The organism is Latilactobacillus sakei (assembly GCA_002953655.1).
In the GTDB taxonomy this organism is placed as follows: domain Bacteria; phylum Bacillota; class Bacilli; order Lactobacillales; family Lactobacillaceae; genus Latilactobacillus; species Latilactobacillus sakei_A.
In genome coordinates, this window is sequence record CP025839.1 from 1,914,483 (window position 1) to 1,940,323 (window position 25,841).

The following is a 25,841-nucleotide window of genomic DNA, read 5'->3' on the forward strand; positions in this document are numbered from 1 at the left end:
TTTTATGATGTTTTTCTAATTAACCATTTATTAGATATCATTTTTGGAATCAAATAATTCATCACGTTGATATCGGTTAAGTTAACAAACAATTCCAAATGTTAAATTACGACTACTCCTAACCGTATTTATTAATCCCAGTTAAGCATATAAAAAGGAACTCATCACTGTGAAAGTGATGAGTTCCTTTTTATATGCTTATTTATTTTTAAATGTTAGAATTATCCCTTTGGCATAACTAACAATGTTGTTTCCTTACTTACTTGATCACCATTATGTTCTGTGAAAATAACATTTGTTGGTAAAACATCTTGATCAATTTGGCTTGTATCAAATTTGAATGATAAGCCGTCTTCGCTAACAGTCACATTATATTTTTCATTTGTATACATATCAACCGCCTCAATTGTATGTCCCGGTGTACTGATTTTACCGTTTACAATTACTCCCCACTTAACTCTTGATGCGTCCAATGAAGGTGCTGGTGGTACTGCGTTATCGTGTTCCACAATTGCTGTCCCAAACCCTTTAGTGCCTAATGCTGTTGTTTGATCAGCGTATAATTTCGTACCGGCTTTTTGTTGGATAATATCAGCAATGTATGTGCCATCAACGCCAGCAATTGCTGTCCCGATAACTGGACCATCTTCTGAGTTAGCACGAATTTTAACCGTTGAACCAGCTGGTGCGTTACCACCAATCACTTTAGTATCCGTATCCTTAACTGGTGTATGAATTGTTGGTACTTGGTTAATAATTGTCCAGCCTTTATCTAATTTATCCCAGTTAATCTTACCTTCAGATTCTGCATCCCCGATTAAGCTCCAATCTGGAATTGCTTCTGTTGATGTAACAACTGATTGAAATTGATAGAATGAGTTGTTATATGCATCAGGAATTCGTTCACCTAAATCTGTAATCGCTTGACCTAAGTCGATATAGATGTGTGATTCAAGCGTTTGATTGTTGAAAATGTTGTATAAGCCAATCTTGTTTTGGAAGACTAAGACGTTATTCGTACGGTCGTATGAAATATCTTCGCGCTTATAAGTATATTTCTGTGGTTGTCCACCTTGGTTATTCGGTGCGTAGAAGTAACTTGATGGTTCGATATAATCTAAGAATGTTTTTCCATCTGCTGTTGTTTTATTCATTAACGCTTTAAATTCATCAGGCATTACGATCTGAGTTTTTGTTTTTTCACCCACTGCAAGAGCTATAGTTGTCTTACCAGTATATGAAATCTGTAAAGTACCAGAAGTTAATGAAAAGTCATTTGATAGATGAACACCTTCAAGCATGTTTGAACCTTCAAAAGTTGTAGAACCTTTCGTTAAGAATCCAATACCTGCTTTTGGATCTGCAATCTTTGATTTTGCTTTTGTGTTTACTTTTTGTTCAGTCTTCACTGAGCTATTTTCGGCTGCCCGTACCGTTGCAACACCTGTGCTCACCATCAAACCTAACACCGTTGATGATGTTAATAATAAACTAACCATTTTTGTACTCTTGATCATAATTTTCGCCTCCATGTGCGTTTTTTATTTTTTAGCAGCGATCATTATTAGTCAATGACGTTAATTTCCTCTGCTATGTGAATAATGTACCATCTCATTTTCAATTGTGCAAGTAATATTTTCAATTAGATTTTTCCTATGTTAACAGACTTATTGACGCTGTAAGCGTTTCGAAAATAAACTTTTTTTAAATTCACTTGGCTGAATATGTTATTTTTTTAACTTGTTTACCATTATATTTTGAGACATGTAAATATAACCTAATGCTTATATAAATCCTGCTATACCAGTCGTTTTCAGGACTCATGCTAGGATTAGAAATAATTAACCGTTGCTACTAAAAAAGCATTATCTGTAAAATCACCTTTTTGAGGTTGTTTTCAGATAATGCTTTTTATTATTATTGATTAACGTAAGATTACTAACCCAATCGTTAATACCGCCATTGCGACAAACGCGAGCGTATCTCTTGTCTGCCATTTCAAGACACGATATTTACTGCGGCCTTCGCCACCTTGATAACCACGGGCTTCCATGGCAGTTGCTAAGTCATCAGCCCGGTTGAAGCTACTAACAAATAGCGGAATTAAGATGGGAATAATAGCTTTCATTTGTTGCAAAAGACTACCTTCGCCGAAATCAACACCCCGCGCACGTTGCGCATTCATAATCTTCGTGGTTTCATCCATCAACGTTGGTACGAAGCGTAGGGCAATTGATAACATCAATGCGACTTCATAGACTGGGAAATGGATGACTTTTAATGGCTTCAGGATCGATTCGATCGCATCCGCTAATGATAACGGTGGTGTCGTTAACGTTAAGAGCGTCGACATGAAGATAATCAATACAAAACGCATGAAGATATACGCCCCGTTGAGTAATCCGAACTTGGTTAGGCTCAAGAAGCCCCACTGCCAATAGACGGTGCCTCCACGCGTGAAGAAAATTTGGAGTAAAACGGTAAAGAGGATGAGCCACAATAATGGCCGCACCCCTTTCAAGAAGAAACTGAGTTTAATTTTCGAAATTAGAATTAAAGCCATCGTGAAAACAAATAATAAAAGATAAGCTGGCCAAGAGCGTGCTAAGAAAATGATTCCGATGTAATAGAAACTGGCAATTAACTTCGCCCGTGGGTCCATTCGATGCAGGATTGAATCTCCCGGGATATAGCGGCCTAGAATTAGTTTATTCATTAGCGCCACCTGCTTCCTGTGGTAACTGATCGCGCAACATTGCCGCCAACTCGTGTTCCGTTAACGGTACCTTAGGGAATACAAAGCCCTTCTTGATTAATGCTTGGGCAAACTGCGTCGTGGTGGGCAGACCTAGTTGTTTAGACGTTAGCCATTCCGGATCGGCAAAAATTTCGCGCGGTGTCCCACTCTTGGCAATCCCTCCATTTTCCAAGACAACAACGTGATCTGCATAGTTAGCAACATCGTCCATTTGATGTGTAACCATCACAATTGTCATCCCCTGTTCGCGGTGCAGCTTTTCAAATAAGCCCATCATTTCCCGGCGACCAACTGGATCGAGCCCAGCGGTTGGTTCATCGAGAATTAAGACTTCTGGCTGCATGGCCAAAACACCAGCAATTGCAACCCGGCGCATCTGGCCACCGGATAAATCAAATGGTGATTGTTCTAAGACCGCTTCTGGCAGACCAACCAGTTCAACCATTGCTTTAGCCCGTTCAAGCGCTTCGGCTTCTGGTACCCCGAAATTTTGGGGGCCAAAGGCGATATCCTTTTGGACCGTAGCTTCAAATAATTGACTTTCTGGAAATTGGAAGACCATACCAACTTTTTGCCGGATAATCTTCAAATTTTTGTTATTCGTTTCAGGCGTAATTTGGCGCTCACCAATCTGCACGATCCCTTCAGTCGGCTTCAACAACGCATTCAAGTGTTGCAATAACGTCGACTTGCCACTGCCGGTATGGCCGATTAATGCTGTATAAGAGCCCGATTCAATCGTTAAATTAATGTGTTTTAACCCAATCCCTTGAAAAGGTGTCCCGGGTTGATACGTATAACTTACATCTTTGAATGTAATGTCCATAGATGATCAACCATCCTTTCCGTTGTGAGATAGTCCGCTGGCATCGGTACGCCTAACTTAGTAAGTGCTGCTTTGAGTTTCTCGGGATACGGTACATCTAACCCGAGGTCGAGCAATCGTTGGCCATATGCAAAGATTTCGGCTGGTGTCCCTTGATCAATCACTTGTCCCTTGTCTAACATAACAATCCGATCCGCACTAGCCGCTTCGTCAATATCATGGGTAATGGAAAGCACGGTCATTTTCGTTTCTTGTTTCAACGTATGAATGGTCTCGAGGACTTCTTGGCGTCCCTTAGGATCAAGCATGCTTGTTGCTTCATCGAGAATGAGAATCTCAGGTTGTTGGGCGATAATCCCCGCTAATGCCACTCGTTGCTTCTGGCCGCCTGATAAACGACTTGGTTCGCGCGTCATAAATTGGGTCATACCAACGCGGTCAACCGCATCTTGAACCCGTCGCTGCATTTCAGTCCGTTCAATCCCTTGGTTTTCCAGACCAAACGCCACATCATCTTCGACCGTCGCGCCAACAAATTGATTATCCGGATTTTGGAAAACCATGCCAATCTTACGGCGAATGTCCCAAACGGTTTCAATCGATAAGGGTAATCCATCAATCGTAATACTTCCTGACTGTAAATCTAATAAGCCATTCAAGGATTTGGCAAACGTACTCTTACCACTCCCATTATGGCCAATAATTGCGACCCACTCATCGGCATTGATGCTGACCGATAAATCATTAAGGGCCAACCGATTCGCCTGTGGGTATTCATATTTTAAATGTGTCACTTCTATGATTTTATTTTCATTCATTGAGAATACCTAATTTCATGATTTAGAGTGCCATTTCAAGCGGTAGCTTCTGAGTATAGCATAATCAGGTGAATTAACGATGTAATCGTTGATTTGACTGATGTCGCTAGACGGAAGAAGTTGCTTGAAAGGGCACGTTTCAATTTAGAGTGCCGTCAAAGCGTTTTGGCTCTGAGCATTAGCCTAGTATCGTGAATAAGCGACACAGTCGATTGTTTGCGATGCATAGCTAAGCACAAAAGGCAGCTTTGAAAGGCACGTTTCAATTTAGAGTGCCACTTCAAGCGGTAAATTCTGAGTATAGCATAATCAGGTGAATTAACGATGTAATCGTTGATTTACCTGATGTCGCTAGACGCAAGAAGTTGCTTGAAAGGGCACGTTTCTACCAAAATCGCCCAACCACTTGCTTCTAGGGCTGCGAAACTACCCTCTATTTTATCATAGAATCCCCTTAAAGTGGCTGTGTAAGTCGCTCTGTTTATATTTCTACCTAACACAAAAAACGCCTAACTCTGTTAACAGAATTAGACGTTTTATTATGTAAATCATCAATCGATGAAAGCTATGCTGTAGTGCTAACATAACCTTAGGACTAGACTTGGCAAATAAATGCCATCATCATAACGCCCTGTCTCATCGATCAAATGACCTAGAAATCATTTTTTATTATTAAACAAGTTCAATAATAACCATTAATGCACCGTCACCACGACGAGGGGCTGTTTTAAGAATGCGTGTGTAACCACCATTTCTTTCAGCATAACGTGGAGCAATGTCACTAAATAACTTTTGTAAAGCAGATTGAACGATTACAGCATCGTCTTCTTCGCGAATATCAGCTACTTCGTTACGAACGAATGCTGCAGCTTGACGACGAGCGTGTAAATCACCGCGTTTACCTAAAGTGATCATTTTTTCAGTTGTTTTACGAATTTCTTTGGCACGAGCTTCAGTAGTAACAATACGTTCATTGATGATTAAATCTGTTGTCAAATCACGTAACATTGCTTTACGTTGTGAGCTTGTACGACCTAATTTACGATAACTCATGAATGGAGTCCCTCCTTCTTATCAGTTTATTCTTCTGTGCGTAAGCCTAAGCCAAGATCAAATAACTTGTTCTTAACTTCTTCTAACGACTTGCGACCAAGATTTCTAACTTTCATCATATCTGCTTCTGATTTGTCAGTTAACTCTTGAACAGTGTTGATACCAGCGCGTTTCAAACAGTTGTATGAACGGACTGATAAATCTAACTCTTCAATTGTCATTTCAAGCATTTTTTCTTTATGCGTCTCTTCTTTTTCGACCATGATTTCAGCATTCTTCGCTTCATCAGTAAGATCTACAAAGATTGCCAAATGCTCTGTCATAATCTTCGCAGCTAAGCTAATAGCTTCTCTAGGACTGATGGAACCGTTTGTCCAAACATCAAGTGTTAACTTGTCGAAATCGTTACGACGACCAACACGTGTACTTTCTACTTGATAGTTGACACGACTGATTGGGGTATAAATTGAGTCGATTGGTAAAACACCAATTGGCATATCGTCTGACTTGTTTTGAACAGCAGCAACATAACCACGGCCTTTTTTAACTGTCATTCGCACGTGGAAATTGCCGCCTTCAGCTACTGTACAAATATATTGATCAGTATTTAAGACTTCAACATCGTCATCCGAAATGATATCAGCAGCAGTAACTGTTGCTGGTCCCTTAACGTCAATCTCAATCGTTTTGTCTTCTTCAACGTGCAATTTAAGTGCTAATTTTTTGATATTCAAAATGATTTGTGTCACGTCTTCTAGGACGCCATCAATTGTTGAAAATTCATGTAAGACACCATCAATTTGGATATCTGTGACAGCAGTACCTGGTAAAGATGCTAATAAGATACGACGTAAAGAGTTACCTAAAGTCGTACCGTAGCCACGTTCAAGTGGTTCAACAACGAATTTACCGTAGTTAGTACTTTCATCAACCTTTGTAATGTTTGGTTTTTCAAATTCGATCATTCTTATCTTTTACCCCTTTCAAAACGAGAAGTGTTTATACGTGAACACGTTTCAGTTTGTCTCAAAATGAAGCGTAGCCCAGACTAAACACGACGGCGTTTTGGAGGACGAGATCCATTATGAGGAACTGGTGTGACGTCACGAATAGCAGTAACTTCTAAACCAGTTGCTTGTAATGAGCGGATTGCAGCTTCACGACCAGAACCTGGTCCTTTAACAGCAACTTCAATAGATTTCATACCATGTTCCATGGCTTCTTTACCAGCAGCTTCTGCAGCCATTTGAGCAGCAAAAGGTGTTGACTTACGACTACCTTTGAAACCTAATGAACCAGCAGATGACCATGCAACAGCATTCCCGTTAGGATCAGTGATCATTACAAGAGTGTTGTTAAATGTTGAGTGAATATGTGCAACGCCAGCTTCGATATTTTTCTTTACACGACGCTTACGTGGTGCATTCTTCTTGTTTGCCATAAATTATAACCTCCTTTTACTGATTATTTTTTCTTGCCTGCGATAGAAACTTTCTTACCTTTACGTGTACGAGCGTTGTTCTTCGTGTTTTGACCACGAACTGGTAAACCACGACGATGACGCATGCCACGATAAGAACCGATTTCTTGTAGACGTTTGATGTTTAAGCTAACTTCACGACGAAGATCGCCTTCAACTTTAACTGTATCTAATGCTGCACGGATCTTGTCTTCTTGATCCGGCGTTAAATCGCGTGTACGGACGTCTGTTGGGACGCCAGCATCAGCCAAGACTTTAACGGCAGTTGTATTTCCGATTCCGAAAATATAAGTTAAAGCAATCACAATTTGTTTATCACGTGGTAAATCCACACCTGCGATACGAGCCATTCTTGCACCTCCTGCTTATTAATTAACCTTGACGTTGTTTGTGTTTTGGATTAGCTGCGCAGATAATCATAACGCGGCCTTTTCGTTTAATAACTTTACAATGTTCGCACATTGGTTTTACTGATGGTCTTACTTTCATATCGACTGACCTCCTTGATATGATCCTTACGCCTATTTAAAGCGATACGTAATTCGTCCCTTAGTCAAATCATATGGTGATAGTTCAACTGTCACACGGTCTCCCGGTAAAATCTTGATGTAATTCTTACGGATTTTACCTGAAACGTGTGCCAAAATCACAGCACCATTTTCAAGTTCTACTTTGAACATTGCATTTGGTAAAGTATCAGTTACTTTACCTTCAATTTCAATGACGTCATCTTTTGCCACGCAAAAGTACCCCCTTGTGGTTATGAAAATTCATACAGAAAAATGGTGAGAGCTCTCCGCACTCACCCTAGTGTCATACCGAGATATTATATCACAAGCATTAAATTTTTAAAAGCACTGAGTACTTAGTCATTAACCACAAGTCAGGCTTTTACGTGAATAATGACCTAAAAGATCACTTGAGTTGATGACTAGTCTTTAATGGTATCAAGTACTTTTTTAACGGCAGCGAACACGTCATCAATTTCTTGATTCCCATCTACCGTGTAAAGCAGGTTACGTTTTTCATAAAAATCAAGTAAAGGTGTATTCATTTCGATATTGACCTTTAAGCGATTCTTAACCGTTTCAGGTTTATCATCTTCTCGTTGGAAGAAGACGTGGCCGCCACAGCGATCACATGTGCCTTCCACTTGAGTTGGATGGTAAAGCTTGTGGTACGTTGCGCCACAAGTTTTACAAATGAAGCGACCAGATAAACGATCAGCCAAGATTTCAGGATCAACATCAATGTTAATCACACCATCTAAAGGTTTGTTCAATTTATCAGTAATGACCGCTAAAGCATCCGCTTGGTCAAGTGTCCGAGGAAAACCATCAAGAAGATAACCTACATTAGTATCTGCTTGTGAAAGACGTTCCTCGACAATTCCGTTTGTCACATCGTCTGGTACCAATTCACCTTTGTCGATGAAGGCCTTAGCTTTAACACCAAGGTCTGTTTGATCTGCCATAGCAGCTCTAAACATGTCACCAGTTGAAATGTGTGGAATATGATAAGCGTCAACAATCTTTTCAGCTTGTGTTCCCTTACCAGCGCCAGGAAGTCCCATTAACATGAGATTCATGCCTTTGCCTCCTATTTAAAACAAGGATTCAATACTTTTTAAACGATAATTGCTTATCGAATGAAGCCAACGTATTTCCGTTTCATGAGTAAACCTTCGAGTTGACGTGTGCTTTCAAGCGCCACACCAACGACGATTAGTAAACTAGTCCCACCTAAACCAATTGATTGAGGTAGACCACCGAGGTTTGCTGCTAATTGAGGTAATAATGCAATTACCCCTAAGAACAACGCACCGACAGTCGATAGTCGCATTAATACGCCGGAGAGATATTTCTCGGTACCTTTACCCGGCCAAACACCTGGGATATAACTCCCTTGTTTGGTCAAGTTCTCAGCAACTTTTTCAGGGTTAACCTGAACAAACGCGTAGAAGAAGGTAAAGAGAATAATGAGCACCGTATAAACGATCGAACCTGTCACAGTTTGCATACTGAAAATGTCTGACATAACTTTGAACCAAGCATCTTCACCATGGCTTCCCTGGAAGGCCATTAAGATTGTTTGAGGTGTCATAATAAATGAACTAGCAAAGATAACCGGAATCACACCAGCAACATTGACCTTTAGTGGTAAGTAACTGTTGTCACCTGCACCTGCTTCGCGACGTGTATATTGAATTGGAATCTTACGGTTCGCCTGTTGCACCCAAGTAACGAAAGTCACAATGACTAAAACCGCTACAATCAAGCCAACAACGAACAAGATACCAAGCCACATTTCACCTTTAGAAGCATTCAAGACATGTTCCTTGATGATTTGATGAAGGCCACTTGGGAGGCGCGCAATGATACCCGCGAAGATAATCATTGAAACACCATTCCCTAAACCTTTATCAGTTATCTGTTCACCTAACCAAGTAATTAACATCGTCCCACCCGTCAGGATGATCCCGATGCTAACGAAGGTCTTAATTCCTGGATCCTTAACCAAACCCATTTGACTGAGTGAGTTAAAGCCAGCAGTAATCCCAATTGATTGGATAAACGCTAAGATGATCGTTAAGTAACGCGTCACTTGGTTAAGTTTACGTCTCCCAACTTCACCTTGCTTGCTCCATTCTACAAATTTAGGCACAATGTCCATTTGTAGTAATTGAACCACAATTTGGGCCGTGATGAATGGTGAAACCCCCATCGAGAAGATGGAGTAATTCGCCAAGCCACCACCACTAACAGTATCAAGTAAAGGAATCAAACCAGTTGATCCTAACTTGGTTAACGCGCCAGCGTTAACACCTGGTACCGTAATTTGTGCACCTAAACGATAAACGATCAAAACGCCTAAAGTAAACAAAATCTTACTACGGATTTCCTTGACTTTAAATGCGTTTCTTAGTGTTTTAAGCAATTAAATCACCTCAATTGAACCGCCAGCAGCTTCTACAGCAGCTTTTGCAGCTTCAGAATACTTGCTTACCTTAATGTTCAATTTTTTGTTTAATTCACCATTTGCTAATACTTTAACACCTGAAAGTTCGTTCTTAACAACACCTGCTTCGATTAATACAGTTGCTGTGATTTCTGTACCGTCTTCAAAACGATTTAAATCGTTAAGGTTAACGATAGCATATTCTTTGCGGTTGATGTTCTTGAAGCCGCGTTTTGGCATACGACGGAATAAAGGCATTTGCCCACCTTCAAAGCCTAAACGTACCTTACTACGAGCCTTTTGGCCTTTTTGTCCACGGCCAGCTGTTTTACCAGTACCTGAAGACGTACCACGACCGACACGCTTGCGAACATCGCGAGCACCTTCGTTAGGTTTCAATTCATGTAGTTTCATTATTGTGCGCACCTCCTTGCAATATATGTTGAAATTAGTCTTTAATTTCTTCGACTGTTACTAAATGTGCGAGTTTGAAAATCACACCGCGAGTTGCAGCATCATCTGGTTTGATTACAGAACTATTTACTCGGTTCAAGCCAAATTCTTTGACCATTTTACGTTGTTCTGGAAGACGATGAGCAGCACTTTTTCTTAAAGTAATCTTTAATTTAGCCATGTTCAGTTATCCTCCTAGTTTTGTAAGCTTTCTACAGAGATGTTACGCAATTCTGCGATTTGTTCAGCAGTCTTCATACGAGTTAAACCGTCAATTGTGGCACGAATAACGTTGATAGCAGTTTTGCTACCCAATGTTTTACTTGTCACATCATCGATTCCTGCTAATTCCATGACGGCACGAACAGCGCCACCAGCGGCGATACCAGAACCTTCAACGGCTGGTTTTAATAGCACACGACCAGCGCCGAAGCGACCGATAACTTCATGAGGTAAGGTTGTACCAACCTTAGGCACATTGATTAGATTCTTTTTAGCGTCTTCAACGGCTTTACGAATAGCTTCAGGTACTTCTTGAGCTTTACCAGTACCGAAACCAACGTGACCGTTTTTATCACCAACGATTACGATAGCAGCAAAACGTAGACGACGTCCACCTTTAACAACTTTTGTAACACGGTTGATTGAAACAACGCGATCTTCTAAGTCTAAATGAGTTGGATCAATGTAAGTCATAAATGGTTTTCCTCCTTATTAGAATTCTAGTCCGTTTTCACGAGCAGCTGTAGCTAAAGCTTCGATACGACCATGATATAAATAGCCGCCACGATCAAAGACAACAACTTTGTGGCCTGCTTTAACTGCACGTTGTGCAACTAATGCGCCGACTTGTTGTGCTTGTTCGACTTTAGTTCCTTCTACTTTTACTTCTTTATCTAATGTTGAGGCACTTGCTAGCGTCACACCCGCTACGTCATCAATAAGTTGAGCGTAGATGTTTTTGTTAGAACGGAAAACGTTCAAGCGTGGGCAGTCAGCAGTACCAGAGATCTTGCCACGAACGCGTGTATGGCGTTTTTGACGTGTCTTATTCTTGTCTGGTTTTGAAATCACAATTTTCACCTCTTAATGTTGTTTAAACAGCTAGGCTGCTTTATTTACCAGTTTTACCTTCTTTACGGCGAACATGTTCATCAGTATAACGAATACCTTTGCCTTTGTAAGGTTCTGGAGGACGTACATCACGAATTTCAGCTGCGAATTGGCCAACTTTTTGTTTGCTAATACCGCTGATGATGATGTTTGTATTTGATGGCACTTCTACGTTAACACCTTCTGGTGCTTCCATTTCAACTGGATGAGAGTAACCAACATTTAATACTAAAGTTTTACCTTTTAATTGGGCACGGTAACCAACACCGATAAGATCCAATGTCTTCTTGAAGCCTTCCGTAACACCCAAAATCATGTTATTTAAGTTAGCACGCATAGTACCGTGCATTGCACGATCGCTTTCACTCTTACGTGTAAAGTTGATAAGGTTTCCTTCTTGGTGCATTTCAATGATTGGATTGAAATGACGAGTTAGTTCACCTTTAGGTCCCTTAACAGTGATGTTTTCACCGTCTTTTGTTACGGTAACACCTGCAGGGATTTCAATTACTTTTAATCCGATACGACTCACGTTAATGACACCTCCTTATTTAAAGTTTAGATTACCAGACGTATGCGAGAACTTCGCCGCCGGCAGCCTTTTCACGAGCTTCTTTGTCAGTTACGACGCCGTTACTTGTTGAGATAATAGCAATTCCTAAACCATTTAATACCTTAGGAACTTCGTTAGCTTTTACGTAATTACGTAAACCAGGTTTTGAAATACGTTTCAAACCAGAGATAACACGTTCGTTATTCTTACCATACTTCAAGAATACACGGATGATACCTTGTTTGTCGTCTTCAATCACTTCGTAATCACGGATGAAGCCTTCGCGTTTCAAAATTTCAGAAATATCTTTTTTAATACGTGAAGCAGGAACTTCTAAAGATTCGTGACGTACCATGTTGGCGTTACGAATACGTGTTAGATAGTCTGCGATAGGATCTGTCATGACCATGTGGATTAACCTCCTTTATTGAATCTTTTGATTACCAGCTGGCTTTTTTCATGCCTGGAATTTGGCCCTTATGAGCTAATTCACGGAGGCAAACCCGGCAAAGCTTAAACTTACGATATACAGAATGTGGACGTCCACAACGTTCGCAACGTGTGTATTCTTGTGTTGAGAATTTTGCAGGACGATGATTCTTTACAACTAAAGATTTTTTAGCCAAGAAATTGACCTCCCTTTTTATTTAGCAAATGGCATGCCGAATTGTGTTAACAATTCGCGTGCTTCTTCGTCAGTGTTTGAAGTTGTTACAATAACAACATCTAAACCACGAACGCGATCTACCTTATCATAATCGATTTCAGGGAAGATCAATTGTTCGCGTACACCTAATGTATAATTACCGCGACCATCGAATGATTTTGCACTAACACCGTGAAAATCACGAACACGAGGTAAAGATACGTTAACTAATTTATCTAAGAAATCGTACATTCTTTCGCCACGTAAAGTTACTTTAGCGCCGATTGGCATACCTTCACGTAAACGGAAGCCGGCGATTGATTTCTTAGCTTTTGTGATTAATGGTTTTTGACCAGCAATCAAACCTAATTCTTCAACAGCTTTGTCCAAGTTCTTAGCGTTAGAAACAGCATCACCAACACCCATGTTAAGTACGATCTTTTCGATCTTAGGTACTTGCATGCTTGATGTGTAGTTGAACTTTTCGATCAACGCTGGTGTCATTTCTTTAACATATTTTTCTTTTAAACGGTTAGTCATGTAAAAAGTGCCTCCTTTCCCCAAAAGATTATTTATCGATTGATTCTCCAGTTTTCTTTGACACGCGTACTTTCTTGCCATCGACAACTTTGTAGCCAACACGTGTTGGTTCGTTGTTTGATGGATCGATTAGCATGACGTTTGAAGCATCGATACTTGCCTCTGTATCAACAATCCCACCATTAGGATTTTGAGCATTTGGCTTAACGTGCTTTTTAATGGTATTGATACCTTCAACAACAACTCGACCTTCTTTAGGCATAGCTTTGATGATTGTACCTTCTTTACCTTTATCTTTACCGCTGATTACTTTTACTTTATCACCAGTTTTAACAAACATTGATATACGCACCTCCTTGGTAGTCTGTAATTATAGAACTTCAGGCGCTAAGGAAACGATCTTCATGAAATCACTGTCACGTAATTCACGTGCAACTGGTCCGAAGATACGTGTTCCTTTTGGAGTCTTGTCATCATTGATGATAACAGCAGCGTTTTCATCGAACTTGATGTAAGAACCGTCTACACGACGAGCACCTGACTTAGTACGAACGATAACAGCCTTGACAACTTCACCTTTTTTGACAACGCCACCTGGTGTTGCCTGTTTAATTGTTGCAACGATAACATCACCAATATTGGCAGTCTTGCGACCTGAGCCACCTAAAACTTTAATAGTTAAAATTTCACGGGCACCTGAGTTATCAGCAACTTTAAGACGACTTTCTGATTGAATCACTTATAGGTCCTCCTTCCGTCACTTTTATATGAGTAACGATTTAGATAATAACTGCTTTTTCAACGACATCTAATAAACGGAACCGTTTTGTACGTGACAAAGGACGAGTTTCCATAACACGCACAACGTCGCCAACCTTTGCTTCGTTGTTGTCATCTTGTGCATAATATTTCTTTGAATATTTAACACGTTTACCGTATTCAGGATGTGTTTTATAAGTTTCAACCATGACAGTGATTGTTTTATCCATTTTGTCTGAAACAACACGGCCTTGGTACACTTTACGATGGTTACGACTTTCTTCGCTCAAAGTAAATAGCTCCTTTCCATTTATTATTTGTTAAGTTCTTGTTGACGTAATACAGTTTTAATCCGTGCAATGTTCTGACGAACTTGCTTTAAGCGGGCGGTATTTTCTAATTGACCGGTAGCTTGTTGGAAACGAAGATTGAATAATTCTTCTTTGTATTGGTGTTCTTTTTCAAGCATTTCAGCAGTGGTTAATTCAATAATATCTTTAGCCTTCATTTGACTCGCCACCTACTTCCTCGCGTTTTACGATCTTAGTTTTAACTGGCAATTTATGTGATGCCAAGCGTAATGCTTCACGAGCAACTTCTTCAGAAACGCCGCCGATTTCAAACATGACTTTTTCACGTTTTACTACAGCAACCCATCCAGCAGGAGCACCCTTACCTGAACCCATTCGAACGCCGACACCTTTTGCAGTGTATGATTTATGAGGGAAAATTTTAATCCACACTTTCCCACCACGTTTCATGTAACGAGTCATGGCAACACGGGCAGCTTCGATTTGACGGTTGGTAATCCAACTTGATTCTAATGCTTGTAACCCGAATTCACCAAAAGTGACTTCTTTGCCACCTTTTGCAGCACCGCGCATCTTCCCACGGAATTCACGACGATGTTTTACACGTTTAGGTACTAACATGTTTATTTCCCTCCTTTCGTATTGTTGTTGGCTTTAGCAGGTAATACTTCGCCCCGATAAATCCAAGTCTTAACTCCTAATTTACCGTAAGTAGTCATGGCTTCGTCCCATGAATAATCGATGTCTGCACGTAACGTATGCAAAGGAACAGTTCCTTGAGCATGTGTTTCGACACGAGACATGTCAGCACCGTTCAAACGGCCGGCAACTTGAGTTTTGATACCCTTAGCACCAGCGCGCATTGTACGTTGCATAGCTTGGCGTTGAGCGCGACGGAAAGCAACACGTGCTTCCAATTGACGAGCAATACCTTCGCCTACTAAATGAGCGTCTAAATCAGGTTTCTTGATTTCCACAATGTTGATGTGTACTTTCTTGCCTGTTAAGTTATTTAAAGCTTTACGTAGATTTTCTACTTCTGAGCCGCCTTTACCAATGACCATACCAGGTTTAGCAGTATGGATTGAAACGTTCACGCGATTTGCAGCACGTTCGATTTCAATAGTAGAGACAGATGCGTCAGCTAATTTTGTGTTGATATATTTACGAATCTTAAGATCTTCGTGTAAGAATGTTGCGAAATCTTTTTCTGCATACCATTTAGCGTCCCAATCACGGATGACGCCAACACGAAAACCGGTTGGATTAATCTTTTGACCCACGCGATATCCCTCCTTATGCTTCTTTTTCTGATACAACTACAGTGATATGACTTGTACGTTTGTTGATTGGTGATGCTGAGCCTTTAGCGCGAGGACGAAAACGTTTCAATGTTGGTCCTTCGTTAGCGTAAGCTTTCGTAACAACCAAGTTTTCTGCGTCTAAGTCATAATTGTGTTCTGCGTTAGCGATAGCTGACTTCAAAACTTTAATAACAACTGGTGAAGCAGCTCTTGGTGTAAATTCTAAGATTGCAATTGCTTCTGCAACACTCTTGCCTCTGATCAAGTCGATTACCATACGCACTTTACGTGCAGGCATGCGAACTGATTTAGCACTAGCTGTTGCACTAGTAATTTGATCTGCCATTGAGATTCATCCTCCTTTCTAGCGTGCTTTTGTTTTCTTATCGTCATTTCCATGACCATGGAAAGTTCTTGTTGGTACAAATTCGCCTAATTTATGGCCTACCATATCATCTGAAATGAAAACGGGAACGTGTTTCCGTCCATCATAAACAGCGATTGTGTAACCAATAAAGCTAGGGAAAATTGTCGAGCGACGGGACCAAGTCTTGATGACTTGTTTCTTTTCGCTGTCGGCTTGTGCTTCAATCTTGTTGAGCAAGTGAGCGTCTGCGAATGGTCCTTTTTTCAAACTACGACTCATTATGAAACCTCCTTCGAATGAAAAGTGCAACGTGCCCTAATTGCTTAGGCCGCGTTGGCTTTGGATAAGTTCAATTTAAATTGATTATCTTGATTTACGATGACGAATAATAAGTTTCTCTGAACGAGCCTTACTACTACGAGTTTTCTTACCAAGTGTCTTCTTACCCCATGGAGACATAGGAGAAGGACGACCGATAGGAGCTTTACCTTCACCACCACCATGAGGATGATCGTTAGGGTTCATTACTGAACCACGAACTGTAGGACGAATACCCATCCAACGTTTACGGCCAGCTTTACCAATCTTGATTAATTCGTGTTGACCGTTACCAACTGTACCGACCGTTGCACGACATGTAAGTAGGATCATACGTGTTTCGCCTGAAGTTAAACGAACGATAGCGTATTTGCCTTCTTTACCTAATAATTGAGCTGATGTACCAGCTGAACGAACCAATTGGCCGCCTTTACCAGGTTTTAATTCGATATTGTGGATAAGAGTACCATCAGGAATATTAGCTAATGGTAATGCGTTACCTACTTTGATATCAGCATTAACACCAGATTCAACGATCATACCTACTTCAAGGCCTTTAGGGGCGATGATGTATGATTTGATACCATCTGGATATTGGATTAATGCGATATTTGATGTTCTATTTGGATCATATTCGATTGACTTAACAGTCGCTTTGATATCATCCTTAATACGCTTGAAGTCAATGACACGGTAATATTGTTTATGACCGCCGCCACGATGACGAACAGTGATATGACCATGTGCATTACGACCAGCAGTATGGCTTTGGGATTCCAACAACGTCTTTTCAGGGGTTGTCTTTGTGATCTCAGCAAAATCTGAGCTGGTCATGTTACGACGACCATTTGTGGTTGGTTTGTACTTAATAATTCCCACGTGTATGCCCTCCTATAATTTATTCTATTTAATGTTAATTAATCTTCAAAAATCTTGATTTCTTTTGAGTCAGCTGTTAATGTCACGATTGCTTTACGGCGTTTCTTAGTGTAACCCGCATAGCGACCTTGGCGTTTTAACTTGCCACGGACGTTCATGATATTAACGTTTTTAACGTTGACACCAAAGATTTCTTCGATTGCGTAACGCACTTGTGTTTTGTTGGCACGAACATCAACATCAAATGTGTATTTCTTGTCGTCCATTGCAGCCATTGAGCTTTCAGTAACTACTGGGCGTAAAATAACATCGCGTGCTTCCATTATGCAAGCACCTCCTCAATTTTAGAAAGAGCAGCTTGAGTAAGGATTAATTTTTGGTTGCCTACAACGTCTAATACGTTGATACCATCAGCAGGAACAACAGTTACGTTAGGTAAGTTGCGAGCTGATAAAGCAGTAAAATCATTTCCGTCTTCAAGAACTACTAATACTTTAGTATTAACATCTAACTTGTTAAGTACTTCGGCGAATTCCTTAGTCTTAGGTGCATCAAAGCTAAATGAATCAACAACGATTAAATCATTATCGATAACCTTTTGTGAAAGTACTGACTTAATTGCAAGACGACGTACCTTACGAGGTAATTTATAGCTGTATGAACGAGGTGTAGGTCCGAAAACAACACCACCGCCACGCCATTGAGGTGAACGGATTGAGCCTTGACGAGCACGACCAGTACCTTTTTGACGCCAAGGTTTACGACCACCACCACGAACAGCTGATCTGTTCTTAACAGCGTGTGTTCCTTGTCTTAATGATGCACGTTGCATGATGATAGCATCAAATACAACATTTTCATTAGGTTCGATAGCCCAGATTGAGTCGTTTAATTCAACGTTCCCATTTTGGCTACCATCTTGTTTAAATAATGTTACGTTTGCCATTGGTAAAATCCTCCCTTCTCAGATTATTTATGAGCTTTAACGGCTGTTTTAATTGTAACCATTGAGTTTTTAGCGCCTGGTACGTTACCTTTAACAAGAATAACGTTCTTTTCTACGTCTGTACTTACAACCACAAGGTTTTGAACAGTACGTTGGTTGTTACCCATGCGTCCAGGTAATAATTTACCCTTGAAGACACGGTTGATAACAGCACCCATTGAACCAGGACGACGGTGGTAACGAGAACCGTGACCCATAGGCCCACGTGATTGTCCGTCTTTTTTAATGTTACCTTGGAAACCATGACCTTTCGTTACACCAGTAACGTCAACGACGTCGCCGGCTGCGAAAGTATCAACTTTGATTTCTGTTCCTACTTCGTAATCTCCTAATGCGACATCTCTGAATTCTCTAATGAAGCGCTTAGGAGTAGTATTTGCTTTTGCTACATGACCTTTAGCAGGTTTGTTTGACAAGACTTCGCGTTTATCTTCAAAACCGACTTGGATGGCTTCATAGCCGTCTGTTTCGTTTGTTTTAACTTGTAAAACAACGTTTGGAGTTGCTGCGATAACTGTTACGGGAATTAATTCACCGTTTTCAGTAAAGACTTGTGTCATACCTACTTTTCTACCTAAGATTCCTTTTGTGGTCATGGTAACACCTCTTTTCAATTATTTTTTTATTTGGATAATACTAATTAAAGCTTGATTTCGATGTCAACGCCACTAGGTAAGTCAAGTTTCATCAATGAATCAACTGTCTTAGGTGTTGGGTTAACAATATCGATTAAACGTTTGTGAGTACGCATTTCAAATTGTTCACGTGAATCCTTGTGCTTATGTGGTGAACGGAGAACTGTGTATAAAGTTCTTTCAGTTGGTAATGGAATTGGACCAGAGATTGAAGCTCCTGTTCTCTTTGCTGTTTCCACAATCTTATCAGCTGATTGATCTAAAATACGGTGTTCGAATGCTTTCAAACGAATACGAATTTTTTGTTTTGCCATGTTTTTCCCTCCTTCGTCTATTTTAAAAGTAGACTAGCTCCGTGAAAATTTTTCCGGCACGCCCGCCCATGGCAAAGCGGCCGGGTGTGTCGCAACCTCTCACATCTTAGCTACTCGGGGTATCTTGCGACCCCCATGTGTGCAAACCTCTGCTATAGAAATAGCACCTTATATATCTTACAAGATAGAGCGCGATAACGCAACCCCTTTTTTGCTGATTTATCAAAGTTTTTCATGACATTTTCATTACAAAAAAGCCCACAGCGTGTTAGTAGCCTTTTACATTGGTTTTCGTTAAACTAAAGTTAATTTTAAACCTCAGGAGGCTCTTCCAATGGATAAAGCTGCGTTATTGATTATCGATTACACAAATGACTTCGTCGCGCCAGACGGTGCCTTGACAGCTGGTAAGCCGGCTCAAGACATCGCATCTACCATTGTAACACTTGCGGATCAATTTTTAGCCCAAAAACAATTTATTATTTTACCAACTGACTTACACGTTGCCAACGACCCTTTCCATCCAGAGTCTAAACTCTTCCCACCCCACAACCTCGCAGATAGTCGCGGACGTGCTTTTTACGGCCCACTAGCTAATTGGTATGCTGAGCATCAAGACAGCCCCTACGTCTACGCATTTGCCAAGAATCGCTACTCTGCGTTTGCTAACACCAATCTCGATAATTTCCTACGCGAACGGCAGATTACCGATCTGCATTTAACCGGTGTCTGCACGGACATCTGCGTGTTACACACAGCCGTTTCAGCTTATAACTTAAATTATCCACTGACTATCCACCAAAAGGCTGTCGCTACTTTCACGCCAAACGGCCAAGGATGGGCGCTGGCACACTTCAAAAATAGTTTAGGTGCCACAATTGTCTAACAGTCACACATATGGTATATTATGACCAATCTAATCATTAAGGAGATTTTTTATGTTAAATAATAATTCGGCAATTGTGCTATCTATGGCGGTATTTTCTGCATAGATAGCTAATATACCGCCATATTTATACTCTACTATAGAAGTATTATAAATACGGAGGTTTTTAAATTGAATCAACAACTCACCGGCTACGTTATTTTTCAAAGCCAAGATCATTATCGCGTTTTAATTAACGATATCGAAATGAATGCCATCCTCAGCGGTCGTTATCGTCACGAGGCCCAAAGCAACGTCGACTTACCACTGGTCGGCGATCAAGTTTATGGTCAGCTTTACGATGACAATCGCCGTTTTCAAATTATGGGTTATGCAAAACGCCGCTCACTCATTCAAAGACGTAGCACAAAACAACAGAGTCATCTCCAACCACTAGCTGCCAACATCGAGATCCTCTTCATTGTGACGTCAGCTAATAAAGAATTTAATGAAGCGCGTCTTCAACGTTATCTAGCGATGGCTTGGGAAAGCGGCGCCAATCCCGTAATCATCCTCAGTAAAATCGATTTAATTAGCACCAATGAATTAACCGACTATTTGAATCAGATTAGTGCAATCACTTTCGATAGCGTACCGGTCATGACAACCGGCGCTAACCACGATCAACTTGCGGCACAATTCGCAAGCTACCTCGCTCCCGATAGTTGGGTGGGCTTTGTCGGCTCATCAGGGGTTGGTAAATCGACGCTGATTAAGCACATTATTGGTGACCAGCAGCTAACAACGCGTAGCATCCGTTCAGATGATGATAAGGGGCGCCATACGACAACTAGTCGTCAGGCATACCGGACGCCATCAGGAGCTTTCATCGTTGATACACCGGGCATGCGTGAACTTGGTATGACTAGCGAAATGGGCGCAACACTTAACGATGTCTTCACTGATATTGAGACCTTTGCCCAAAACTGTCGCTTCAACGACTGCCAACATAACGGCGAGCCTGGTTGCGCAGTTGCCGCAGCGATCGAAACCCATCAACTAACAGCCAAACGTTTAAGTGATTACCAGAAACTAAAAATCGAAGCTGAATATAGCCAGCTCTCCCCTAGAGAAATAGAACGTGCTAAGGTCACTCGTTTATTGGGTAGTTTAAAAACAAGGCCCGGCCAGAAATAACTAAAAAACACCGTCAATTTAAAATTGGCGGTGTTTTTTTATTTAAGTATTATCGACGAAAAAATGTTATGCCAGGGCGGTGGCAATCGAGTTAGTAGGAATTGAACCTACATCAACCATCTTAAATACATCAGCTCATTTCCATTGTGCCACTTTAATTGTGCCTTCGAAAGCAATTAAATACGGCCAGACAAACAGATCATAAGTGATATGTTTTGATTTTCTTGGGAGGAATTTCAAATGATGGTCCGTTCTACCGATTGAACTATAACTCATTGGTGTTGCTTGCGATAGCTAATTCTTTCTAGGGAGAGCTACCACACAAAATTAACAAAATCAGATGATTCTTGGGAGGAATTTATCTGATGTATAAAGAATAACAATTAGTTGTGAACAAAATGTGAACATTCAATTATGAAACTGTAAAAGAATGACATCGCTCACAACTAAAAAAACCGAGTTGCTTTTGACAGCAACCCGGTCACAAAAAACGATATTAAGCAATTAGTGCAGTCAAACGACCGTTCTGACGAACGATTCGCTTATTGGCCACCGTTCTTCTTAATGATTTCTTCTTGGATGCTCTTAGGAACAGCTGAGTAGTGGTCAAATACCATTGTAAATGTCCCACGACCTTGTGTAGCTGAACGTAATGTTGTCGCATAACCAAACATTTCTGACAATGGTACCATTGCATTAACGATTTGGGCATTACCACGTGCTTCCATACCTTCAACAGCACCACGACGAGCAGTTACTTGTCCCATGATATCGCCAAGATATTCTTCAGGAGCAATAACTTCAACCTTCATGATAGGTTCAAGGATTTCAGCGCCAGCTTGTTTAGCAGCGTTCTTCAATGCCATTGATGCAGCGATCTTAAATGCTGATTCATTAGAATCGACATCATGATAACTACCATCATATAACTTAGCTTTAACGTCAATCAATGGGTAACCAGCTAAGACACCGTTTGCCATTGATTCTTTCAAACCTTGTTCAACTGATGGGATGTATTCACGAGGAACAACACCACCGACGATAGCGTCTTCGAATTCGAAGCCTTTACCTTCTTCATTAGGTGTAAATTCAACCCAAACGTCACCATATTGACCTTTACCACCGGATTGACGAACGAATTTACCTTGTGCAGATGCTTGTTTTGTGAATGTTTCACGGTAAGCAACTTGAGGTTCACCAATTTTGGCAACCACTTTAAATTCACGTCTCATACGATCAACCATGATATCCAAATGCAATTCACCCATACCAGAAATAAGCGTTTCGCCTGTTTCATTGTTGGTTTCAGCCTTGAACGTAGGATCTTCTTCAGCAAGTTTTTGTAAAGCAAGATCTAACTTATCACGATCTTCTTTTGATTCAGGTTCAACAGAAACTTGGATAACTGGGTCAGGGAATTCCATTGATTCCAAGATTAATGGATGATCAACGTCAGTCAATGAATCACCAGTTGTTGTATTCTTCAAACCGATTGCAGCAGCGATATCCCCAGAGAATACTTCAGGAATTTCGTTACGGTGATTTGAATGCATTTGTAATAAACGACCAACACGTTCACGTTTGTCTTTAGTTGCATTCAAGATGTATGAACCAGATTGTAATGTACCAGTATAAACACGGAAGAATGTTAAACGACCAACGAATGGGTCAGTAGCAATCTTAAATGCTAAACCAGCAAATGGTTTGTCATCGCCAGCCATCAATTCAACTTCTGAATCGTCTTCTGGGTTTTTAGCGTTATAAGGGCGTACGTCTAATGGTGATGGTAGGTAATCTACAACACCATCCATTAACATTTGAACACCCTTGTTTTTGAAAGCTGAACCAGCGAAAACTGGGAAGAATTTCAAATCGATAGTTGCTTGACGGATCGCAGCTTTCAATTCTTCTTTAGAAATTTCTTCGCCTTCTAAGTACTTGTCCATAATGTCGTCATTAACATCAGCAACAGCTTCAACTAATTCGGCACGACGTTTTGTAGCTTCTTCAAGGTAGTCAGCAGGTACATCAACTGTATCCCACTTAGCACCTAATTCATCTTCGTCATAGATATCAGCTTGCATTTCGATCAAATCAATCACGCCTTGGAATTCATCTTCAGCGCCAATTGGCATTTGAACGGCATGTGCGTTAGCTTGTAGGCGATCTTCCAATGTTGTCATTGAATAATCAAAGTTAGCGCCAAGTTTGTCCATCTTATTAACGAAAACAATACGAGGTACACCATAAGTAGTAGCTTGACGCCAAACATTTTCAGTTTGAGGTTCAACCCCTGATTGAGCATCTAAGACAGTGATAGCACCATCTAAAACACGCAATGAACGTTCAACTTCGATTGTGAAATCAACGTGACCTGGTGTATCAATGATATTTACTCGATTACCTTTCCATTCAGCAGTTGTAGCAGCTGATGTGATTGTAATCCCACGTTCTTGTTCTTGTTCCATCCAATCCATTTGTGAAGCACCTTCATGTGTTTCACCGATCTTATGGATTTTACCAGTATAGTACAAGATACGTTCTGTAGTCGTTGTTTTACCAGCATCAATATGAGCCATGATACCAATATTACGCGTTTTGTCTAACGGAAATTCACGTTTGTTTGCCATAAGTGAATGTTACTCCTCTCGAATATTAACCTAAAGACAACAAGAGGCCATTATATGATTTTTTAAAAAACATACAATAGCCAACCTTGATAATCTTACCAGCGATAATGTGCAAATGCGCGGTTGGCATCAGCCATTTTATGTGTATCTTCACGTTTCTTAACAGCAGCCCCAGTGTTGTTGGCAGCATCCATGATTTCACGTGCAAGACGTTGATCCATAGTATGTTCCCCACGTAAGCGTGCGTAGTTAACTAACCAGCGTAAACCTAAAGTTGTACGACGTTCTGGGCGAACTTCAATTGGCACTTGGTAGTTAGAACCACCGATACGGCGAGCTTTAACTTCAAGTACTGGCATGATGTTGTTCATAGCTTCTTCGAACACTTCTAATGGTTCATTACCAGTTTCTTCTTTAATAATATCAAATGCGTCATATAAGATTGTTGACGCTGTACCACGTTTACCATCAATCATTAAGCGGTTGATTAAGCGTGAAACCAATTTAGAATTGTACATTGGATCAGGTAAAACGTCACGTTTTGCAACATAGCCTTTTCTTGGCATCCTGATAACCTCCTCAAGATATTTAAGTCCTTGAAGTAACACACAGTGTCATTTAAACTTCAATCGACTTTTTCAAATTTTTTTGTGTGTTATTTTTTAGGTCTCTTAGTACCATATTTAGAACGGCTTTGCATACGACCGTCAACGCCGGCTGTATCTAAAGCACCACGAATAACGTGATAACGAACCCCAGGTAAATCCTTAACACGGCCCCCACGGATAAGAACAACACTATGTTCTTGTAGGTTATGACCAATACCAGGAATATAAGCTGTGACTTCGATTAAGTTAGATAAGCGCACACGAGCATACTTACGTAAAGCAGAGTTAGGCTTTTTAGGTGTCATAGTACCGACACGAGTAGCGACCCCACGTTTTTGTGGTGCTGGATTATCTGTAGCTTTTTTCTTCATACTATTGTAGCCAAAGTTTAATGCAGGTGCATCAGACTTTGAAGTTCTTGATTTACGACCCTTACGTACCAATTGGTTAATTGTTGGCATTTGAAGGTTCCTCCTTCCTTGAGCTGAAAGTTATTTTTGAGTTTTAAGTCCACACATCCAGGTGGTTCTTTTTTTGCGATAAAAAAATGGCAACCTAGATTGCGCGGATTGAGATGCATTTTTAGACGTCAGTCAGCATGTCTGTTATCCAGAAAACCTCCGTAAAAAGCACATCTATAAGAATAGCATGCAAAAAATCGAAAGTCAACTCGATTTCGGTTACTTTTCTGAAAAAAACACTCCCCCTTTACCGTAGTCTAAGAGTAAGGAGGAGTCACTTATGTTACTTTATTTAATCATCTTTTACAGTGGTGCTTGTTGCGCCTCATTTCTAACAGTTTGCGCCTGGCGCTTACCCATCGAAAAGTCCATTATCACACCACGATCGCATTGCGATTGCTGCCAGCAACCACTGGCTTGGTACGACTTATTACCACTATTCAGTTACTTATACTTGCGTGGCCACTGCCGCACTTGTCACGCCCAGATTAAGCCCACTTTTTTATTCAGCGAACTAGCTGGTGGTCTATTAGCCTGCTTCATTTTTAGCCAAGCCCTTTCTTGGGACTTCGATTACTTACTCGTGATTCTCTTTTATATCAGCCTCGTCGATCTCTTCTACTACATTCTCTACCCAATTCCTTTATTTGCGTCGTTAGCCCCCCTCTTTTATTTGTATTGGCCCCAGAATCATTGGCTAGGGGCAGTTGCCTTTTGCTGTGGGCTGTTACTCACCACCTTCTGGGCGCCCGGTTTTGGCTTTGGTGATGTTGAGTTGCTCACTATTCTAACCTTGTGGGTCGGCCTCGAACCCGTTTTGCGAATTCTCTTGGCAGCCTGTTTAATCTGCATTCTATTTCAAGGCATCAAAAAAATCTGGCCATCGCCTAAACAAGCGACGCGCCAGATTCCGTTTATTCCTTATATATCGATGGGTGTAATCATATCACTCCTACAAACACCGCCCCAGCACTTATTCCTTTTGTAAA

Annotated in this window: 39 protein-coding genes; 3 read left to right on the top strand and 36 right to left on the bottom strand. The window is 40.7% G+C overall.

Annotated features, from left to right (window positions below):
• Positions 1–221 precede the first annotated feature (221 nt).
• From C0213_09470 to C0213_09630, 33 genes are all read right to left on the bottom strand, one after another.
• Complete coding sequence (locus C0213_09470; GenBank protein ID AUX12635.1) at positions 222–1,517, bottom strand: hypothetical protein; 1,296 nt, start codon at positions 1,515–1,517, stop codon at positions 222–224.
• 407 nt (positions 1,518–1,924) lie between these two features.
• Positions 1,925–2,716, bottom strand: a complete 792-nt coding sequence (locus C0213_09475) for a cobalt ABC transporter ATP-binding protein (protein AUX12636.1) — start codon at positions 2,714–2,716, stop codon at positions 1,925–1,927.
• Positions 2,709–3,584, bottom strand: coding sequence for an energy-coupling factor ABC transporter ATP-binding protein (locus C0213_09480; GenBank protein AUX12637.1), 876 nt, complete (start codon positions 3,582–3,584; stop codon positions 2,709–2,711). Before C0213_09480 ends, C0213_09475 begins: the two co-directional genes overlap by 8 nt.
• Positions 3,560–4,402 (bottom strand): energy-coupling factor ABC transporter ATP-binding protein, encoded by an 843-nt coding sequence (locus C0213_09485; protein ID AUX12638.1) that lies wholly within the window; start codon positions 4,400–4,402, stop codon positions 3,560–3,562. Before C0213_09485 ends, C0213_09480 begins: the two co-directional genes overlap by 25 nt.
• Before the next feature lie 672 nt (positions 4,403–5,074).
• On the bottom strand, positions 5,075–5,455 hold the full coding sequence (locus C0213_09490; protein AUX12639.1) for a 50S ribosomal protein L17: 381 nt from the start codon (positions 5,453–5,455) through the stop codon (positions 5,075–5,077).
• A gap of 26 nt (positions 5,456–5,481) precedes the next feature.
• Entirely contained in the window at positions 5,482–6,420 is a 939-nt protein-coding gene (locus C0213_09495) for a DNA-directed RNA polymerase subunit alpha (GenBank protein ID AUX12640.1), read from the bottom strand.
• A gap of 83 nt (positions 6,421–6,503) precedes the next feature.
• Positions 6,504–6,896 (bottom strand): 30S ribosomal protein S11, encoded by a 393-nt coding sequence (locus C0213_09500; GenBank protein ID AUX12641.1) that lies wholly within the window; start codon positions 6,894–6,896, stop codon positions 6,504–6,506.
• A gap of 23 nt (positions 6,897–6,919) precedes the next feature.
• A complete protein-coding gene (locus tag C0213_09505; GenBank protein AUX12642.1) occupies positions 6,920–7,285 on the bottom strand; it encodes a 30S ribosomal protein S13 in 366 nt (121 codons plus the stop codon).
• Positions 7,286–7,307: 22 nt separating this feature from the next.
• Positions 7,308–7,424 carry a 50S ribosomal protein L36 gene (locus C0213_09510; protein AUX12643.1) on the bottom strand — a complete coding sequence of 39 codons (117 nt, stop codon included), beginning with the start codon at positions 7,422–7,424 and terminating at the stop codon, positions 7,308–7,310.
• Positions 7,425–7,456: 32 nt separating this feature from the next.
• Complete coding sequence (locus tag C0213_09515; protein ID AUX12644.1) at positions 7,457–7,675, bottom strand: translation initiation factor IF-1; 219 nt, start codon at positions 7,673–7,675, stop codon at positions 7,457–7,459.
• Positions 7,676–7,866: 191 nt separating this feature from the next.
• A complete protein-coding gene (locus C0213_09520) occupies positions 7,867–8,523 on the bottom strand; it encodes an adenylate kinase (protein ID AUX12645.1) in 657 nt (218 codons plus the stop codon).
• Between the two features lie 53 nt (positions 8,524–8,576).
• Positions 8,577–9,872, bottom strand: coding sequence for a preprotein translocase subunit SecY (locus tag C0213_09525; GenBank protein AUX12646.1), 1,296 nt, complete (start codon positions 9,870–9,872; stop codon positions 8,577–8,579).
• Positions 9,873–10,307, bottom strand: coding sequence for a 50S ribosomal protein L15 (locus C0213_09530; protein AUX12647.1), 435 nt, complete (start codon positions 10,305–10,307; stop codon positions 9,873–9,875).
• A gap of 34 nt (positions 10,308–10,341) precedes the next feature.
• The gene (locus tag C0213_09535) at positions 10,342–10,527 is read right to left on the bottom strand and encodes a 50S ribosomal protein L30 (protein AUX12648.1); all 186 of its coding nucleotides are present in this window, start codon (positions 10,525–10,527) and stop codon (positions 10,342–10,344) included.
• 14 nt (positions 10,528–10,541) lie between these two features.
• Positions 10,542–11,042, bottom strand: a complete 501-nt coding sequence (locus C0213_09540; GenBank protein AUX12649.1) for a 30S ribosomal protein S5 — start codon at positions 11,040–11,042, stop codon at positions 10,542–10,544.
• A gap of 18 nt (positions 11,043–11,060) precedes the next feature.
• Positions 11,061–11,420, bottom strand: a complete 360-nt coding sequence (locus C0213_09545) for a 50S ribosomal protein L18 (protein AUX12650.1) — start codon at positions 11,418–11,420, stop codon at positions 11,061–11,063.
• Positions 11,421–11,460: 40 nt separating this feature from the next.
• Positions 11,461–11,991: a 50S ribosomal protein L6 gene (locus tag C0213_09550; GenBank protein AUX12651.1), complete on the bottom strand. Its 531-nt coding sequence runs from the start codon at positions 11,989–11,991 to the stop codon at positions 11,461–11,463.
• A gap of 31 nt (positions 11,992–12,022) precedes the next feature.
• Positions 12,023–12,421 carry a 30S ribosomal protein S8 gene (locus C0213_09555; protein ID AUX12652.1) on the bottom strand — a complete coding sequence of 133 codons (399 nt, stop codon included), beginning with the start codon at positions 12,419–12,421 and terminating at the stop codon, positions 12,023–12,025.
• Between the two features lie 31 nt (positions 12,422–12,452).
• Positions 12,453–12,638 carry a type Z 30S ribosomal protein S14 gene (locus tag C0213_09560; protein AUX12653.1) on the bottom strand — a complete coding sequence of 62 codons (186 nt, stop codon included), beginning with the start codon at positions 12,636–12,638 and terminating at the stop codon, positions 12,453–12,455.
• Between the two features lie 17 nt (positions 12,639–12,655).
• Positions 12,656–13,198 carry a 50S ribosomal protein L5 gene (locus tag C0213_09565; protein ID AUX12654.1) on the bottom strand — a complete coding sequence of 181 codons (543 nt, stop codon included), beginning with the start codon at positions 13,196–13,198 and terminating at the stop codon, positions 12,656–12,658.
• Between the two features lie 28 nt (positions 13,199–13,226).
• A complete protein-coding gene (locus C0213_09570; protein ID AUX12655.1) occupies positions 13,227–13,538 on the bottom strand; it encodes a 50S ribosomal protein L24 in 312 nt (103 codons plus the stop codon).
• A 30-nt stretch (positions 13,539–13,568) separates the two neighbouring features.
• The gene (locus tag C0213_09575) at positions 13,569–13,937 is read right to left on the bottom strand and encodes a 50S ribosomal protein L14 (protein AUX12656.1); all 369 of its coding nucleotides are present in this window, start codon (positions 13,935–13,937) and stop codon (positions 13,569–13,571) included.
• A 40-nt stretch (positions 13,938–13,977) separates the two neighbouring features.
• A complete protein-coding gene (locus tag C0213_09580; GenBank protein AUX12657.1) occupies positions 13,978–14,247 on the bottom strand; it encodes a 30S ribosomal protein S17 in 270 nt (89 codons plus the stop codon).
• 23 nt (positions 14,248–14,270) lie between these two features.
• Positions 14,271–14,465, bottom strand: coding sequence for a 50S ribosomal protein L29 (locus C0213_09585; protein AUX12658.1), 195 nt, complete (start codon positions 14,463–14,465; stop codon positions 14,271–14,273).
• Complete coding sequence (locus C0213_09590) at positions 14,455–14,889, bottom strand: 50S ribosomal protein L16 (GenBank protein AUX12659.1); 435 nt, start codon at positions 14,887–14,889, stop codon at positions 14,455–14,457. Before C0213_09590 ends, C0213_09585 begins: the two co-directional genes overlap by 11 nt.
• Before the next feature lie 2 nt (positions 14,890–14,891).
• Positions 14,892–15,551, bottom strand: coding sequence for a 30S ribosomal protein S3 (locus C0213_09595; protein ID AUX12660.1), 660 nt, complete (start codon positions 15,549–15,551; stop codon positions 14,892–14,894).
• Between the two features lie 13 nt (positions 15,552–15,564).
• Positions 15,565–15,918, bottom strand: a complete 354-nt coding sequence (gene rplV, locus C0213_09600) for a 50S ribosomal protein L22 (protein ID AUX12661.1) — start codon at positions 15,916–15,918, stop codon at positions 15,565–15,567.
• An 18-nt stretch (positions 15,919–15,936) separates the two neighbouring features.
• Positions 15,937–16,218 carry a 30S ribosomal protein S19 gene (locus tag C0213_09605; GenBank protein ID AUX12662.1) on the bottom strand — a complete coding sequence of 94 codons (282 nt, stop codon included), beginning with the start codon at positions 16,216–16,218 and terminating at the stop codon, positions 15,937–15,939.
• Positions 16,219–16,302: 84 nt separating this feature from the next.
• Positions 16,303–17,136 carry a 50S ribosomal protein L2 gene (locus C0213_09610; protein AUX12663.1) on the bottom strand — a complete coding sequence of 278 codons (834 nt, stop codon included), beginning with the start codon at positions 17,134–17,136 and terminating at the stop codon, positions 16,303–16,305.
• Between the two features lie 38 nt (positions 17,137–17,174).
• Positions 17,175–17,459 carry a 50S ribosomal protein L23 gene (locus C0213_09615; GenBank protein ID AUX12664.1) on the bottom strand — a complete coding sequence of 95 codons (285 nt, stop codon included), beginning with the start codon at positions 17,457–17,459 and terminating at the stop codon, positions 17,175–17,177.
• The gene (locus C0213_09620) at positions 17,459–18,082 is read right to left on the bottom strand and encodes a 50S ribosomal protein L4 (protein ID AUX12665.1); all 624 of its coding nucleotides are present in this window, start codon (positions 18,080–18,082) and stop codon (positions 17,459–17,461) included. Before C0213_09620 ends, C0213_09615 begins: the two co-directional genes overlap by 1 nt.
• A gap of 23 nt (positions 18,083–18,105) precedes the next feature.
• Positions 18,106–18,738, bottom strand: a complete 633-nt coding sequence (locus C0213_09625; protein AUX12666.1) for a 50S ribosomal protein L3 — start codon at positions 18,736–18,738, stop codon at positions 18,106–18,108.
• Between the two features lie 44 nt (positions 18,739–18,782).
• On the bottom strand, positions 18,783–19,091 hold the full coding sequence (locus C0213_09630; protein ID AUX12667.1) for a 30S ribosomal protein S10: 309 nt from the start codon (positions 19,089–19,091) through the stop codon (positions 18,783–18,785).
• Between the two features lie 334 nt (positions 19,092–19,425).
• Here C0213_09630 and C0213_09635 point away from each other — a divergent pair, with 334 nt between their 5' ends.
• Together C0213_09635 and rsgA are read left to right on the top strand one after the other, a co-directional pair.
• On the top strand, positions 19,426–19,977 hold the full coding sequence (locus C0213_09635; GenBank protein AUX12668.1) for an isochorismatase: 552 nt from the start codon (positions 19,426–19,428) through the stop codon (positions 19,975–19,977).
• A 171-nt stretch (positions 19,978–20,148) separates the two neighbouring features.
• Entirely contained in the window at positions 20,149–21,153 is a 1,005-nt protein-coding gene (gene rsgA / locus C0213_09640; protein ID AUX12669.1) for a ribosome small subunit-dependent GTPase A, read from the top strand.
• Between the two features lie 542 nt (positions 21,154–21,695).
• On the opposite strand, the gene fusA is transcribed toward rsgA, so the two are convergent.
• The 3 genes from fusA to C0213_09655 all read right to left on the bottom strand — a co-directional run bounded on the left by fusA (position 21,696) and on the right by C0213_09655 (position 24,852).
• Positions 21,696–23,783 carry an elongation factor G gene (fusA, locus tag C0213_09645; GenBank protein AUX12670.1) on the bottom strand — a complete coding sequence of 696 codons (2,088 nt, stop codon included), beginning with the start codon at positions 23,781–23,783 and terminating at the stop codon, positions 21,696–21,698.
• Between the two features lie 95 nt (positions 23,784–23,878).
• On the bottom strand, positions 23,879–24,349 hold the full coding sequence (locus tag C0213_09650) for a 30S ribosomal protein S7 (GenBank protein AUX12671.1): 471 nt from the start codon (positions 24,347–24,349) through the stop codon (positions 23,879–23,881).
• Between the two features lie 89 nt (positions 24,350–24,438).
• Complete coding sequence (locus C0213_09655) at positions 24,439–24,852, bottom strand: 30S ribosomal protein S12 (protein ID AUX12672.1); 414 nt, start codon at positions 24,850–24,852, stop codon at positions 24,439–24,441.
• A gap of 280 nt (positions 24,853–25,132) precedes the next feature.
• Here C0213_09655 and C0213_09660 point away from each other — a divergent pair, with 280 nt between their 5' ends.
• Complete coding sequence (locus tag C0213_09660) at positions 25,133–25,840, top strand: hypothetical protein (protein AUX12673.1); 708 nt, start codon at positions 25,133–25,135, stop codon at positions 25,838–25,840.
• Position 25,841: the final 1 nt, after the last annotated feature.

Bases quoted from the DNA above. Each gene is read 5' to 3' on its own strand.
- C0213_09635 (AUX12668.1), top strand. From the start codon at position 19,426: ATGGATAAAGCTGCGTTATTGATTATCGATTACACAAATGACTTCGTC.
- C0213_09510 (AUX12643.1), bottom strand. From the start codon at position 7,424: ATGAAAGTAAGACCATCAGTAAAACCAATGTGCGAACATTGTAAAGTT.
- C0213_09530 (AUX12647.1), bottom strand. From the start codon at position 10,307: ATGAAACTACATGAATTGAAACCTAACGAAGGTGCTCGCGATGTTCGC.
- C0213_09650 (AUX12671.1), bottom strand. From the start codon at position 24,349: ATGCCAAGAAAAGGCTATGTTGCAAAACGTGACGTTTTACCTGATCCA.
- C0213_09630 (AUX12667.1), bottom strand. From the start codon at position 19,091: ATGGCAAAACAAAAAATTCGTATTCGTTTGAAAGCATTCGAACACCGT.
- C0213_09500 (AUX12641.1), bottom strand. From the start codon at position 6,896: ATGGCAAACAAGAAGAATGCACCACGTAAGCGTCGTGTAAAGAAAAAT.
- C0213_09520 (AUX12645.1), bottom strand. From the start codon at position 8,523: ATGAATCTCATGTTAATGGGACTTCCTGGCGCTGGTAAGGGAACACAA.
- C0213_09540 (AUX12649.1), bottom strand. From the start codon at position 11,042: ATGACTTACATTGATCCAACTCATTTAGACTTAGAAGATCGCGTTGTT.
- C0213_09490 (AUX12639.1), bottom strand. From the start codon at position 5,455: ATGAGTTATCGTAAATTAGGTCGTACAAGCTCACAACGTAAAGCAATG.
- C0213_09565 (AUX12654.1), bottom strand. From the start codon at position 13,198: ATGACTAACCGTTTAAAAGAAAAATATGTTAAAGAAATGACACCAGCG.
- C0213_09555 (AUX12652.1), bottom strand. From the start codon at position 12,421: ATGGTCATGACAGATCCTATCGCAGACTATCTAACACGTATTCGTAAC.
- C0213_09615 (AUX12664.1), bottom strand. From the start codon at position 17,459: ATGGAAGCACGCGATGTTATTTTACGCCCAGTAGTTACTGAAAGCTCA.
- C0213_09660 (AUX12673.1), top strand. From the start codon at position 25,133: ATGTTACTTTATTTAATCATCTTTTACAGTGGTGCTTGTTGCGCCTCA.
- C0213_09505 (AUX12642.1), bottom strand. From the start codon at position 7,285: ATGGCTCGTATCGCAGGTGTGGATTTACCACGTGATAAACAAATTGTG.
- C0213_09585 (AUX12658.1), bottom strand. From the start codon at position 14,465: ATGAAGGCTAAAGATATTATTGAATTAACCACTGCTGAAATGCTTGAA.
- C0213_09480 (AUX12637.1), bottom strand. From the start codon at position 3,584: ATGGACATTACATTCAAAGATGTAAGTTATACGTATCAACCCGGGACA.
- C0213_09625 (AUX12666.1), bottom strand. From the start codon at position 18,738: ATGACCACAAAAGGAATCTTAGGTAGAAAAGTAGGTATGACACAAGTC.
- C0213_09590 (AUX12659.1), bottom strand. From the start codon at position 14,889: ATGTTAGTACCTAAACGTGTAAAACATCGTCGTGAATTCCGTGGGAAG.
- C0213_09570 (AUX12655.1), bottom strand. From the start codon at position 13,538: ATGTTTGTTAAAACTGGTGATAAAGTAAAAGTAATCAGCGGTAAAGAT.
- C0213_09495 (AUX12640.1), bottom strand. From the start codon at position 6,420: ATGATCGAATTTGAAAAACCAAACATTACAAAGGTTGATGAAAGTACT.
- C0213_09620 (AUX12665.1), bottom strand. From the start codon at position 18,082: ATGGCAAACGTAACATTATTTAAACAAGATGGTAGCCAAAATGGGAAC.
- C0213_09605 (AUX12662.1), bottom strand. From the start codon at position 16,218: ATGAGTCGTAGTTTGAAAAAAGGACCATTCGCAGACGCTCACTTGCTC.
- C0213_09655 (AUX12672.1), bottom strand. From the start codon at position 24,852: ATGCCAACAATTAACCAATTGGTACGTAAGGGTCGTAAATCAAGAACT.
- fusA (AUX12670.1), bottom strand. From the start codon at position 23,783: ATGGCAAACAAACGTGAATTTCCGTTAGACAAAACGCGTAATATTGGT.
- C0213_09475 (AUX12636.1), bottom strand. From the start codon at position 2,716: ATGAATAAACTAATTCTAGGCCGCTATATCCCGGGAGATTCAATCCTG.
- C0213_09485 (AUX12638.1), bottom strand. From the start codon at position 4,402: ATGAATGAAAATAAAATCATAGAAGTGACACATTTAAAATATGAATAC.
- C0213_09535 (AUX12648.1), bottom strand. From the start codon at position 10,527: ATGGCTAAATTAAAGATTACTTTAAGAAAAAGTGCTGCTCATCGTCTT.
- C0213_09470 (AUX12635.1), bottom strand. From the start codon at position 1,517: ATGATCAAGAGTACAAAAATGGTTAGTTTATTATTAACATCATCAACG.
- rplV (AUX12661.1), bottom strand. From the start codon at position 15,918: ATGGCAGATCAAATTACTAGTGCAACAGCTAGTGCTAAATCAGTTCGC.